Consider the following 12,268-nt stretch of genomic DNA (forward strand, 5'->3'; position numbering starts at 1 on the left):
GAACACCACCTGGCGCCCGAGGGTCCGGTAGTCCTGCTCCATGGCGCGGCTGGGCTCGCCCGCCCCCGGCGCCGGTCCGCCGCCCGTGGCGATCGCCGTGCCGGCGGGCCAGCGCTCCAGGCTGAAGCGCACCAGTCGGTCGTCGTCGTCGCACGCCGCCAGCGTCAGCACCGACGGATGGCTCTCCAGCACCTCGCCGCCGGCGCTGATCGTGGTGAAGCTGCCCCGCCACTCCCCCAGGTTGCGCAGAAAGTTCTGCCATTGGCTGGCCATGGGGAAGGGCGGCAAAGGGGCGATGGTAGGCAGCCCGCCGTGGCCGGCGAGCCTGGGCGCCGGGGTGGGGAGCAAGCGGGGAAACGGCCGGCCTTCCGGTGCCCTTCTTCTGCAACGAAGACTGGGCCTGTGCATCTGTTCCGATGTGGTGCTGCGGGCTTGTCGGGGGTTGGCTTCCATCGGCCCCTAAGGGCAGCTGCCTGCCGTCACTTTGGCCCGGAAATGGGGCATCACCTCTTCGGCAAACAGCTCCAGATTTCGCTTCGTCTGCGCATGCGGCAGGCTGCCGAATTGCATGATGGCGCAGAGATGGCCGATGCCGAGCCGCTGCTCAAACTCCGCCAGGCGCTCACGGACCGTCTCGGGTGAACCCACCAGGAACATGCCGAGCTTGTCGACGGCCTCCAGGGAATGGTTAGCCATCAGCGTTTCGCGGCTGGTGATCAGGAGCGTTTTGAGGGAGGACACCGATGTGTAGCCCGGTGGCAACAACATCTCGTTGGTCATCCGCAGAAACTTGTTGAAGAACGCCTCGATGTGGGGCTTGGCTTCTCTTCGGGCGATCGCATCGGTTTCCGCCACATAAATGGGCAGGGCCATGCCCAGCTGTTCGGAGCTTGCGGTATAGCCGTACGCCTCGGCACAGTTCCGGTAGGTGTCCATGAGGCCGCAGGCCACATCGATGTTGCTATAGACATTCAGATACACGTATTTCCTTTTGGGATCGGACGCCCAGCGAATCGTTTCCAGGCTGCCTCCGGAGGGAATCCAGACGTCCGGATGGGGCTGTTGGAAAGGACGCGGCCACAGATTCACATAGTTGTAGCTGTAATGCTTGCCTTCGAACGGAAAGGGGCCCTCTTCGGTCCAGGCCCGGATGATCAGATCGTGGGCTTCATGGAAGCGCTCCAGGGAATAGGTGGGATTGACGCCGGTGGCGTGATACTCCACGCCAATCCCTCTCACAAAGCCAGCAATGAAACGCCCTCCGGTGATGTTATCGAGCATGGCGTATTCTTCCGCCACGCTGAGGGGATTGGACAGCAAGGGCAACGCCCGCCCCAGGATGCAGATCTTGCCTCGCTTCACGCTTCTGGAGAGCGCGCCCGCCATCACGGCCGGTGTGGGCATCAGGCCATAGGCCGACTGGTGATGCTCGTTGACGCACACGCCATCAAAACCGAGCGCATCGGCTAGTTCCAGCTCATCGAGATAGCGGTTATAGAGCTGATGGCCAATCTGGGGATCGTAGTACGTGTTGGGGAGCACCAGGCTCGCCGAGACATGTTTGTCGACGTAATCCAGATCGAGGGCGCCATAGGGCATCAAATGAAAGGAATAGAACTTCATGCGGATGCCTTGGCCGTGAATGCGTCCAGATGCTCGAGGTAGCGATCGGTGGCGTCCAGCATCGGGAAATGGCCGCAGTCCCTGTAGAGATGGAGCTGGGCGTGGGGGATCATGGCGTGGTAGCCATGGGCATAGGCCACGGGGAAAAGCCTGTCGTTCTCACCCCATTGAATCATGGTTGGCATCGTCAGCCGATGCAACCACTTGCGTAGATGGGGGTTGTGAAAGCGAGGATGCCAGGCCAATCGCGCCGACATCTGCCTGGCTTTCAACATCAGCTCGATATCACGCTCGCTCGATTGCCTCGACCGCATGGTTTCCCTGGCCTGCGGATCAACGATCAGCTGGCCGATGGTGTCGTCCGGGTTCCACAGGAAGGCATCCCCCATCGGGCAGCCGTCAACACGGATGCCGGCTGCGGCACACAAGCTCAGGCTCTTGAACCGTTGCGGCTGCATCACGGCAACCTCCGCTGCCAGCCAGCCGCCCAGGCAGTGGCCGGCCAGGTGGCAGGTCTCGATCTGCAGGGCATCAAGAAAATCGAGGTAAAAGAGGGCCAGATCAGCCATGTTGTCGATCCATTCACCTGGGCCCGAGGAGCCAAAGCCGGGATGGTCGGGCAGGATCACATCGTGGCGCTCCGTGAGCCTGGAAAGCACGCTGTCCCATGACGCTCGCCCATCCATGCCGTGCAGGAGCAGGAGCGGTTCACCTTTGCCGCCACGCTGATAGAAGACTTGGCAGCCTCGAATGTCGATGCGATGTTCCGTGACCATGGGCCTACGCGGGCTTGCTGCCATGGGTCAAGTCCCGATAGAGCCGGTGGTGCCGCTCGACTGGATCCTTCCAGGAGAAGCGCTTGCAGACGTCCAATCCGTTCCTGACCATGGTCTCCTTGGCGGAGTCTGACAGCGTCATGAACCTGTGGATGGCGTTCTCGATGGCCTCGGCGCTTAGTCCGTCGATTCGGATTGCGCAGGCATCATCGAGGTAGTCCTTCATGCCTCCGGCAAAGGAAGCAATCAGCGGTGTGCCGCAGGCCAAGGCCTCGAGTCCAACCAGGCCGAAGGGCTCATGGATGCTGGGGAAGATCACAGCGTCGGCCGCTCGGATGATATGGAACTTGTCATCCCCTGCGGTGAAAGGGATCCGGTGCAAGTTATCGCGTTCATGAGCCAGGTTCTCCAGTCGTTGATACAACTCCGGATTCGAGCCGGCCTCTCCCCCCATCACGATCAGGTCGACGCCGCTCGGCAACCGGGCATCGAGCAGCCGCCCGACATTCTTCATCGTATCGATGCGCCCGAAATACAGGAGCTTGACAGGGTGATCCCCTGGAAGCTTCCTTTCTTCGAATGGAATCGACGCAACGTCCTCCAGATGGATGCCGTGCGGGATCACCTGTGAATCCTGCGGTCCGTCGAGCCGTGTCTGATCGCTCCGGTTCAGGAAGATGGCCTTGTCAGACGCTTGAATGCTGTCGCGCTCCAATCGTTCAATCTCGGCAACAATCGCCTGGTCGACGGGCGGAGCCGCCATCGACTCTTTGGCCAGATCCTCCAGCAGCAGGGTGTAACTCAATTGGGTTGTGTACACCGATCTGATGTTGCCTCCCCAGTAGCTGGCCAAGGCGTTGCCCACCGCTATGGATGTCCAGTCCTGCAGGTGAATGACATCGGGCCTCCTCAGGTTCTTGACGCCATAGATGATCTGAATCGGGGCATTCATCAGGGTCTGGACAATGAAGTCACTGCCCAGGCCATCCCGGTATCCGCAGGACAACACCTCGATCTGATCGGTGATCGTCTGATGGCCGTCGTTCGATCGCAGATCCAACACCTGAATCCTGATCGACTCGTCTGCTTTGGCCAGGCCTTCAATGATTTCCTTGACAGAGCTCCCCATGCCGCAGGAGGCCCTGAAGGGGTTGTCACACAGGATGAAGAGGATCTTCATGCGCTGAAGCCAGGGGTTCCGTTGGGTCTGGATGTCGCCCTGCGGATGGTGGATGGACTTCTGCCGTCGATCCCATGCGGAGCCAGAAGGAGGGCCTGAATACGATGATGCACGCTTCCGGAAGACTGTAACTGAATGCCAAGGAGCTCGCCATCCGTGTGTCCAATTCAGCCCCGATCGATAAGGTGCTGTTGGTCCTGCGCCGCGATCCCTGGCTCTACGCCGTGCCCGATTGCCCCCACCACCCCCGGGAGGCGAGCAACGTTGTCTGCCCAGTCGCTGCTTGGCGTTTGCCTATCTTAGAAGCAGTGTTTGAGCTTGCTTTCAAGACGGCATCATTCGAGCTATGCTGAATCAATGCTGTCGTAGGCCCACCGGCCCATCCCGATGGAATACAAATATGAAGCTGTTGTTGAAACAGATGGGCGAATCCGGATCCAAAGTCCTGTCCATCTGAAAACGGGAGCGAAGGTGTTCGTTTCTGTGCCAAGTGACGATCCCGACCCTGTCGTCAGCGGATTTGACTTGAGTGAAAGGGCTTTGGCGGCTGACTGGCTGAACCCAGAGGCGGAAGCTGCATGGGCCCACCTGCAATAGGGGACGTCGTTCTCATCCCCTTTCCTTATTCCGACCTGTCGCAAGCTAAGCGTAGGCCGGCCTTGGCCATCGCAGATGTTGGGATGGGAGACTTTGTGCTATGTCAGATCACAAGCAGATCCTACGCGGATAGGCTGGCAATTCCACTTTCGGAAAGTGACTTTGCCGAAGGTGATCTCAGGCGTTAGAGTTTTGTGCGCATTGGAAAAATGTTCACTGCGACTATCTCGATCATTTCTGGAGTCGCTGGCAAGCTCAATCGTGGGAAAATGTCTGAGCTCCTGGATGCGTTGGTTGACATCCTGCGTGCAGGAGACTTTGAGCGGTGACGCGTCGCAACATCGTCGGGAAGGCCTTGGGCTCGGCAGGGGGGCGAGACTTGTCCTCCCCTGCGCCCAGCCCGATGCGTTCCCCCCTGGCGGCCCTGTGCACCCTGGCCGCCGCCGGTGCCGCCCTGGCTCTCCCGGCCATCCCGGTGGCCCACGCCCAGGCCGCCTGGCAGACCTGCCGCTTCAACGGCCGCGCCGAAGCCTGTCTGGTCGCGGGCGGCTCCACGTCGTTCACGGTCACCTTCCGCTCCGACGGCAAGCAGATCGAGATGGAGAAGGTGGGCGAGCCCTGGAGCTGCGGCCAGGGGGATCAGGAGGAATGCGGCAAGCTGCTGATCACCGAGCCCAGCAATGGCCGCACCACCCTGGCCACCTACCGGCAGACATCCTCCGCCTTCCTGGTGCGCAGTGAGCGCGGCAACACTTACACGATTCCCTTCTGAATTAGCCTTCGCACGCTGTGCAATGGCTGCTCCAGTGACCGTTCCTGAATCCCCCAGGCCCCCCTTTCCCCCCTTCGATGCCGAAACGGCGGCGAAGAAAGTGCGCCTGGCCGAGGATGCCTGGAACGGCCGTGACCCGGAACGGGTGGCGCTGGCCTACAGCCCGGACAGCGTCTGGCGCAACCGGGCCGAGTTCGTCAGCGGGCGCGAGGCCATCGAGCAGTTTCTGGCCCGTAAATGGGCCAAGGAGCTCGACTACCGCCTGATCAAGGAACTCTGGGCCTTTCACGGCAACCGCATCGCCGTGCGTTTCGCCTACGAATGGCACGACGATTCCGGCCAGTGGTTCCGAGCCTACGGCAACGAAAACTGGGAGTTCGATGCCCAGGGCTTCATGCACACCCGCATCGCCAGCATCAACGACCTGCCGATCAAGGAGAGCGAGCGGAAGTACCACTGGCCGCTCGGTCGCCGCCCCGACGATCATCCGGGCCTGTCCGATCTCGGCCTCTGACGCTCAGCGCTCCCCGCTGCCGATCAGCCAGTGCGAGCGCGCCGGCGGGGGAATCGGTAGGCTCCGCCCAGTGATGCGTGGCGGGAGATGGAGGAGAAACTCGTCTTCGTGAGTGTGGGTGGCACGGCCACGGCGGAGCAGGAATCCTTCGTGCGATCGATCGAGGATCGCCTGCGCAGTGAATCCCTGATCCCCAAGACCGTCGGCCGCAACACCTTCAGCGCCGATGCACCGCTGAAGGCCATCACCGAACTGATGGAGAAGTGTTCCGGCATCGTCGTCATCGCCCTGGAGCGCAGTTACTTCCCCTCGGGCCTCGAAAGGCGCGGCGGTCCGCGTCAGGGGACTCTGGTGGAAACAAGGCTGCCGACGCCGTGGAACCACATCGAAGCGGCGATGGCCTACGCGAAGCACCTGCCGCTGCTGGTGATCGTGGAAGACGGCTTGAAAGCGGAGGGATTGCTGGAGCAGGGTTACGACTGGTATGTGCAGAAACTTCCCCTGGCCGAGGCGGCCTTGGGCTCCAACGAATTCAACGGCGTGCTCGCTGACTGGAAGGAGAAGGTGCTGGCCTTCCAGCCGGGGGCTGGCACAGTCGTCCCTGCAGCTGGCCCAGTCGCCCCGTCACCGCCGCCGCCAACACTGCGGGAGCTGAACCCGGCCGACCTCTCCGTGCGCGATCTGCTCGGTGCCCTCCGGCCGGTGCAGCTGTGGAGTGTGACGATCGCCCTCGCCGGCCTGCTGGCGGGGGCCTTCAGCCTCGGTGCCCGCCTGCTCCCCTTCGGCGATCGGCCCAAGCCTGTCCAGGGCGCCCTCAGGCCGACGCTGGCTCCGGGCGCGGTTGAACGTCCGTGCCGAAGCTTTCCTCCTGATACACCAGGCCGCAGTTCCGCCTGATCCAGTGGGGATTCGTGCCCCGTTCCTCCACCAGGGCAGGGAGGCGATGGCCGTTCCAGGCATACCAGCGCAGCGGGAACCGCGAGACATGGCGTCGCCCGGCCATGGCGTCGTGAATCATGCAATCCGGCATATAGAAACCGACGCTCTGGGTGGTCAGGAACTTCAGCAACTCCTGGCAGCCCTGGCGCGTGATGACGACGGCATGGAGGCAATAGAGCGGCCCCTGCAGCACATCGCCCAGCCGATGGGACGGCCAGGGCCAGGCGATCTGGCTCAGGCGCGTGAGTGTTCGGGAGCGATTCAATCGCCGGGCCGGATGCAGACGCGGCAGAAAGTCGTACTGAATCTGCGAACCCAGGAGGAGAAGATCGAAGGTGCGGGGCGTGCTGTTCAGGAACGCCGGCGCCAGCTGGTGCCACGACCGTGAGAAGCGGATGTCATCCTCGAAGATGCAGGCCCGTGGATACCCCTGGTCGATGATGTGCTGGAGCAGCGTCAGTTGGGTCACGGCGCAGCCCTGGGCGCCGGGCAGGTGGAGAAAGTCTTCGCGATCTGCCAGCTGATCGATGCCGAAACGCAACAGCGCCTCCCGGACGTTTCCCGTCGCCCCATCAAAGGCCGACCAGCGTCGCGCGTCCATGAATCCCGCCCATTCCAGTTGGCCGCGGCTGCTCTCCCACCGATCCGGCCGGCGATCGAGATTGATCAGAAAGGCAGGGGTGTTCAGCAACTCCTGCCAGGACAGTTTGTCCATGCATCAATGCGGCACGAAAACAGACGCTGGATTCGGCACGCAGGAATGCTTCACGAAGCATCATGTTATCATCGTCCTCCGATTCCAGGCAGGCCATTGATGACCGCCCCCGTACGGGTCAGCCCGGGCGGCTCGCCGACGGCTCCTCTGGTCACGGTCGTCGTGGTGTTCCGCGAACGGCACAGCTTTGCCTCACGCTCGCTGGGCTCGATCCTCGAGCACCGGGATTATCCCTTCGTCCTCCATTACCACGACAGCCAGTCACCGCCCTCGGTGCGGCGGGAGCTGGAGGCGGCCGAGGCCCGCGGTGAGCTGACCCTGTTCACGGCGGCCCCCGGCACCCCCAACCAGCTGCGCAACCAGGCGCTGCAAGCGGTGACGACGAAGTATGTGTGCTTCATCGACAACGATGTGCTCGTCACCAGGGGCTGGATCGAGACCCTCGTGGCCACGGCGGAGCGCACCGGAGCCGGCATCGTCTTCCCCCTCTACCTGATGGGGGAGTTTGAGGCCGATCGCATCCACATGGCCGGCGGCAAGAACCATCTCTCGGAGAAGAACGGCGAAACTGAATACAACGAAGAGCACCTCTTCGCCAATGCGCCCGCCTCCCGCATCGTCGGCACTCTCCAGGGGGGAGATTCCGATTTTGGCGAGTTCCATTGCATGCTGCTCAGCATGGCGATGCTCCACGAGACGGGCCCCCTCGATGAGGCCTACCTCCAGGTGAATGAGCATATCGACATCGCCATGGTGGCCCGGCAGGCGAACTATCGGGTCATCTTCGAGCCGAAGTCCGTGGTCAGTTACGTCTACGCCAACGAGCACTCCCCCTACTGGCTCTGCGACATCGAGCCCTTCCACCGGCGCTGGAGCCATGAGCTGGCGGCCCGGGACGTGGCCTATCTCTCCAGCAAGTGGAAGCTGCGCTCCCTCCAGAGCATGACCTCCTTCCTCAATCGCCAGATCGGCAGCATGGAGCTGGTGCACCCGCGCCCGGGGGCGCCTGCTGCCGAGGCCGTGGACAACCACGCCTATCCCTATGTGCACTCCTTTCCTCTGCTGGTGCGGCAATGCCTGGCCCAGGGCCATTCCCGCAAGGAGATCGTGGAGCTGAACCGGGTGTTCGATGTCGCGGCCGAGCTGCACGGCGGCTCCTTCCGGAGCTCGAAGAAAACCTTCCAGGAGCATGTCGTCCGGGTGGCCAGCGTCCTGGTCGTGCACGGCGCCCCCTTCGATCTGGTCAAGGCCTCCCTGCTGCATGCCGCCTACATCCCCACCAGCTCTCGCCGGCATCTGGCCCCCACCGAGCGGAACCGGGCCCTGCTGCGCGAACTGGTGGGCCGCAAGGTGGAGGCGATCGCCCATGCCTACGCGGTCGCCACCGCCGCGGGTCCCCGCGAGGCGCCGCCGCCGGTGATCGAGGAACTGCCGATCGTCAGCGCCCAGGCCAGCGTCGTGCGGATCGCCAACGACATCGAGGATCTCCTCGACAACGCCGCCCTGCTGGAGCGCAAGTCGCTCAAGCACTTCGCCCGGGTTCATGCCTCCCACGGGCCCGTCGCCGAGGCCTGCGGCTACCAGGCCATGGTGGCGGAGTTCGCCGAGCGGATCCGGCTGGCCGAGGTCGCCCTGGAGCCGGGCTCCCAGGATCCGGCGGCGGCGGACTGGCTGATCGCGCTGCTGCGGGAGCGCTCCCCCTACCCCCTGCTGGAGTCCCATTCGCTGGCCACGCGCTCGCGCCGGCTGGCGGCCCGCGTCGTGCGCAAGCTCCCCAGACGGGGCATTCCACTGCCATTGAAGATCGCGGCCAAAAAGGTCCTCAGGCCTTTCGGGCTGGTCTGACCCGATCCTGACGGGGCCCGCCGAATCAGGCGGGCCGAGCCCCCTGGCGCTCCAGCACGCCCACGCAGCGCCCGCACAGGCTGGGATGGTCCGGGTGCTGGCCGATGTCGCTCTCGTGGTGCCAGCAGCGCTCGCACTTGTGGCCCGCCGCCCGGGCGATCCGCACCCGCACCCCCTCCTCCTCGGTCTCCGCCAGAAGGGGCTCCGCCGGCACAGGCCCGCCGACCCGCAGGGCCGACACCAGCAGCCAGTCGGCCAGGTTGTCGACCTCGGGGTGGGGGCTGGCCTCCACCAGGGCCAGGGCCTCATGCAGGGGGGCCGCCTCCGATGCCGCGTCAGCCGCCGCCTCCACCAGCTCCAGCTGCACCTGGGCCTCGAGGGAGGCGCCCAGTTCCCCCCGGCCCCGGCAGCCCTCCAGCACCCGGTTCACCTGGGCGCGCAGCTCCAGGATCCGCTGCATCGGCGCCAGCAGCTCCGGCGCCGCCCAGCTCTGGGGCACCGTCGGCCAGCCCCGCTCGAACACCGAGACTTCGGCCACCGGATAGGGCAGGTTCTGCCAGATGTCCTCGGCCATGTGGCACAGCACCGGCGCGATCAGGCCCGCCAGCCGCTCCACCACCAGGTGCAGCACGGTCTGGCAGCTGCGGCGGCGGACATCGCCGGCCGCGCTCACATAGAGGCGATCCTTGGCGATGTCGAGGTAGACGTTGGACAGGTCCACCACGCAGAAGTTCTGCAGGGCCTGGAAGAAGCGGTAGAACTCGAAGCGCTCGAAATCGGCGCTCACCTCCTCGATCAGGCTGGCGGTGCGCTGCAGCATCCAGCGATCCAGCAGGGGCAGATCCTCGATCGCTACGGCATGCTCGGCGGGCACGAAATCATGCAGATTGCCCAGCAGATAGCGGGCCGTGTTGCGCACCTTGCGGTACACGTCCGCCAGCTGTTTGACGATCCCCGGCCCCAGCGGCACGTCGGCGGAGTAATCCACCGAGCTCACCCACAGCCGCAGCACGTCGGCGCCGTAGGCCGGCTCCTGCTTCTCGTTCCTGCCCCCCTCCACCAACACAACGGGGTCCACCACGTTGCCCAGCGACTTGCTCATCTTGCGGCCCTTCTCATCGAGGGTGAAGCCGTGGGTGAGCACCCGGCGGTAGGGGGCATGGCCGTTCACGGCCACCGAGGTGAGCAGGCTGCTCTGGAACCAGCCGCGGTGCTGGTCGGAGCCCTCCAGATAGAGGTCGGCGGGATAGCCGAGTCCGCGGCCCTCCAGCACGGCGGCCCAGGAGGAGCCCGAGTCGAACCAGACATCCATGGTGTCGGTGCCCTTGCGCCACTGGTCGGCCTGGTCGGCCCAGGCCGGCGGCAGCAGGCCGGCCTCGTCCCGCTCCCACCAGACATCGGCGCCGTGCTCGGCGATCAGCGCCTCGGCGTGGGCCAGGGTGTCGGCGTTGAGCAGCACCTCGCCCGTCTCGCGGTGATAGAAGACCGGGATCGGCACCCCCCAGGAGCGCTGGCGGGAGATGCACCAGTCGCCCCTGTCCCGCACCATCGCCTCGATGCGGTTGCGGCCGCTGGCGGGCAGCCACTCCACCGCCGCGATCGCCTCCAGGGCCTGGGCGCGGAAGCCGTCGACGGAGGCGAACCACTGTTCGGTGGCCCGGAAGATGGTCGGTTTCTTGGTGCGCCAGTCGTAGGGGTAGCGGTGCTGGTAGCGCTGCTCGGCCAGCAGCAGCCCGGCATCCCGCAGGGCGGTGATGATCGCCGGGTTGGCGTCCTTGAGCACGTTGAGCCCGGCGAAGGGGCCCGCCTCGGCGGTGAGGGTGCCGGCCTCATCCACCGGGCAGAGCACCGGCAGGCCGTACTTGTTGCCGGTGTGGAAGTCGTCGACGCCGTGGCCCGGGGCCGTGTGCACCAGGCCGGTGCCGGTTTCGGTGGTGATGTAGTCGCCGCCGATCACCACGGGGCTGGTGCGATCCAGCAGCGGATGGCGGTACAGGATCCCCTCCAGCTGGGCCCCCTTGAGGGTGAGCAGGGGTTCGAGCGGGCGCTCCAGGCTGTTGCGCAGGTGCTCCACCAGCTGGGCGGCCACCACCAGGTAGCGGGGGGTGCCGCCGTTGGTGGTGCCGTCGCGGCAGATGGCGTAATCGAGCTGGCCATTCACCGACACCGCCAGGTTGGCCGGCAGGGTCCAGGGGGTGGTGGTCCAGATGGCCACGAACAGCTGCTCCCGGTGGGCCGCATCGGTGGGGCCGGCGATGCCGGCGTCCGCCAGCAGCCCGGCCAGCGGCTCCGGCAGCTCCACCACCGGGAAGGCCACGTAGACGCTGGGGGAGGTGTGGCCGTCGGGGTACTCCAGCTCAGCCTCGGCCAGGGCGGTGCGGGAGCTTGGGCTCCAGTGCACCGGCTTGAGGCCCCGGTAGATGTGGCCCGCCAGCACCATGCGGCCAAAGACCCCGATCTGGGCCGCCTCGTAGGACGTCTGCAGGGTGAGGTAGGGCTCGTCCCAGTCGGCCCAGATGCCCCAGCGCCGGAAGCCGCTCTTCTGGCCCTCCACCTGCTCGAGGGCGTAGGCATGGGCGCGCCGCCGCAGGTCGATGGGGGTGAGCTGCCGCCGCTCCTCGTTGCCCAGGCCCTGCAGCACCTTCAGCTCGATCGGCAGGCCGTGGCAGTCCCAGCCCGGCACGAAGCGGGCCCGGCGCCCCTGCAGCAGGGCGTGCTTATTGATGATGTCCTTGAGGATCTTGTTGAGGGCATGGCCCACGTGCAGGGCGCCGTTGGCGTAGGGCGGGCCGTCGTGCAGGGTGAAGGGGGCGCCCGGGTTGCCGCGGCTCAGCCGCCCGTAGAGATCGTGCTCCTTCCAGAAGGCCTGCAGTTCCGGCTCCCGCACCCGGGCATTGGCCCGCATCGCGAAGGGCGTCTGCAGCAGGTTGAGCGTGTCCTTGTAGGACGCCGGGCTTGCCGTCACGTCGCCGGGGCGCGAGAAGGCTGGATTATCCCGCCTCGCCGAGACCCTCCCCGGCGGCAGCGGTCTGCGGCGGGCTGACGGGCTCCGGCGTCTCCGGCACGGCCTGCTCCAGCAGGGCATCGATCGCCTCGAAGCTCTCCACCACCAGCGGTCCGTCGTCGGGCTCGGGGTCCGGCTCGGCGGCTTCGGCCACCTCCGCCATGGCGGTCACCTCAGCCACCACCGCCGTTGCCATGGCGGCGTCGGCGGCTGGGGCGGCGTCGCTGTCCACCTCGGGCCGCACCCACTTCTTGGTGCTGGCGGGGCGGGCGGCGCGCCGTTCCGCCACCCAGGACCCCAGGC

At 65.3% G+C, this 12,268-nt stretch carries 11 protein-coding genes and 1 pseudogene; 5 read left to right on the forward strand and 7 right to left on the reverse strand.

The features are described from left to right. The 4 genes from VB737_RS02710 to VB737_RS02725 all read right to left on the reverse strand — a co-directional run. A partial coding sequence (locus tag VB737_RS02710; RefSeq protein ID WP_500310918.1) for a DUF3598 family protein occupies positions 1-273 on the reverse strand: 273 nt, incomplete at its 3' end. A gap of 186 nt (positions 274-459) precedes the next feature. Then, positions 460-1,623 (reverse strand): LLM class flavin-dependent oxidoreductase, encoded by a 1,164-nt coding sequence (locus VB737_RS02715; protein ID WP_500310920.1) that lies wholly within the window; start codon positions 1,621-1,623, stop codon positions 460-462. After that, the gene (locus tag VB737_RS02720) at positions 1,620-2,399 is read right to left on the reverse strand and encodes an alpha/beta fold hydrolase (RefSeq protein ID WP_500310922.1); all 780 of its coding nucleotides are present in this window, start codon (positions 2,397-2,399) and stop codon (positions 1,620-1,622) included. The genes VB737_RS02715 and VB737_RS02720 overlap by 4 nt, the downstream gene beginning before the upstream one ends. Positions 2,400-2,403: 4 nt before the next feature. Beyond that, complete coding sequence (locus VB737_RS02725; RefSeq protein WP_500310923.1) at positions 2,404-3,579, reverse strand: glycosyltransferase family 4 protein; 1,176 nt, start codon at positions 3,577-3,579, stop codon at positions 2,404-2,406. 387 nt (positions 3,580-3,966) lie between these two features. Between VB737_RS02725 and VB737_RS02730 the strand changes: the two genes are divergently transcribed. From VB737_RS02730 to VB737_RS02745, 4 genes are all read left to right on the forward strand, one after another. Then, a complete protein-coding gene (locus VB737_RS02730; protein ID WP_323243221.1) occupies positions 3,967-4,176 on the forward strand; it encodes a hypothetical protein in 210 nt (69 codons plus the stop codon). Between the two features lie 403 nt (positions 4,177-4,579). Next, the gene (locus tag VB737_RS02735) at positions 4,580-4,948 is read left to right on the forward strand and encodes a hypothetical protein (RefSeq protein ID WP_323243223.1); all 369 of its coding nucleotides are present in this window, start codon (positions 4,580-4,582) and stop codon (positions 4,946-4,948) included. Positions 4,949-4,970: 22 nt separating this feature from the next. After that, positions 4,971-5,462 carry a nuclear transport factor 2 family protein gene (locus tag VB737_RS02740; RefSeq protein ID WP_323243224.1) on the forward strand — a complete coding sequence of 164 codons (492 nt, stop codon included), beginning with the start codon at positions 4,971-4,973 and terminating at the stop codon, positions 5,460-5,462. Positions 5,463-5,549: 87 nt separating this feature from the next. Further along, positions 5,550-6,359 (forward strand): hypothetical protein, encoded by an 810-nt coding sequence (locus VB737_RS02745; RefSeq protein ID WP_500310926.1) that lies wholly within the window; start codon positions 5,550-5,552, stop codon positions 6,357-6,359. Here the strand turns inward: VB737_RS02745 and VB737_RS02750 are convergent. Then, positions 6,277-7,116 carry a glycosyltransferase family 25 protein gene (locus VB737_RS02750; protein WP_500310928.1) on the reverse strand — a complete coding sequence of 280 codons (840 nt, stop codon included), beginning with the start codon at positions 7,114-7,116 and terminating at the stop codon, positions 6,277-6,279. The genes VB737_RS02745 and VB737_RS02750 overlap by 83 nt on opposite strands. A gap of 99 nt (positions 7,117-7,215) precedes the next feature. On the opposite strand from VB737_RS02750, the gene VB737_RS02755 reads away from it, so the two are divergent. Then, a complete protein-coding gene (locus tag VB737_RS02755) occupies positions 7,216-8,961 on the forward strand; it encodes a glycosyltransferase family 2 protein (RefSeq protein ID WP_500310929.1) in 1,746 nt (581 codons plus the stop codon). A 25-nt stretch (positions 8,962-8,986) separates the two neighbouring features. On the opposite strand, the gene ileS is transcribed toward VB737_RS02755, so the two are convergent. Next, positions 8,987-11,926, reverse strand: a complete 2,940-nt coding sequence (ileS, locus tag VB737_RS02760) for an isoleucine--tRNA ligase (RefSeq protein WP_500310931.1) — start codon at positions 11,924-11,926, stop codon at positions 8,987-8,989. Between the two features lie 25 nt (positions 11,927-11,951). Continuing rightward, positions 11,952-12,268, reverse strand: a pseudogene (locus tag VB737_RS02765) (hypothetical protein); the annotation flags it as partial.

Source organism: Synechococcus sp. BA-120 BA3, from assembly GCF_034931285.1.
GTDB lineage: Bacteria > Cyanobacteriota > Cyanobacteriia > PCC-6307 > Cyanobiaceae > Cyanobium.

Bases quoted from the DNA above. Each gene is read 5' to 3' on its own strand.
- VB737_RS02715 (WP_500310920.1), bottom strand. From the start codon at position 1,623: ATGAAGTTCTATTCCTTTCATTTGATGCCCTATGGCGCCCTCGATCTG.
- VB737_RS02720 (WP_500310922.1), bottom strand. From the start codon at position 2,399: ATGGTCACGGAACATCGCATCGACATTCGAGGCTGCCAAGTCTTCTAT.
- VB737_RS02725 (WP_500310923.1), bottom strand. From the start codon at position 3,579: ATGAAGATCCTCTTCATCCTGTGTGACAACCCCTTCAGGGCCTCCTGC.
- VB737_RS02730 (WP_323243221.1), top strand. From the start codon at position 3,967: ATGGAATACAAATATGAAGCTGTTGTTGAAACAGATGGGCGAATCCGG.
- VB737_RS02735 (WP_323243223.1), top strand. From the start codon at position 4,580: ATGCGTTCCCCCCTGGCGGCCCTGTGCACCCTGGCCGCCGCCGGTGCC.
- VB737_RS02740 (WP_323243224.1), top strand. From the start codon at position 4,971: ATGGCTGCTCCAGTGACCGTTCCTGAATCCCCCAGGCCCCCCTTTCCC.
- VB737_RS02745 (WP_500310926.1), top strand. From the start codon at position 5,550: ATGGAGGAGAAACTCGTCTTCGTGAGTGTGGGTGGCACGGCCACGGCG.
- VB737_RS02750 (WP_500310928.1), bottom strand. From the start codon at position 7,116: ATGGACAAACTGTCCTGGCAGGAGTTGCTGAACACCCCTGCCTTTCTG.
- VB737_RS02755 (WP_500310929.1), top strand. From the start codon at position 7,216: ATGACCGCCCCCGTACGGGTCAGCCCGGGCGGCTCGCCGACGGCTCCT.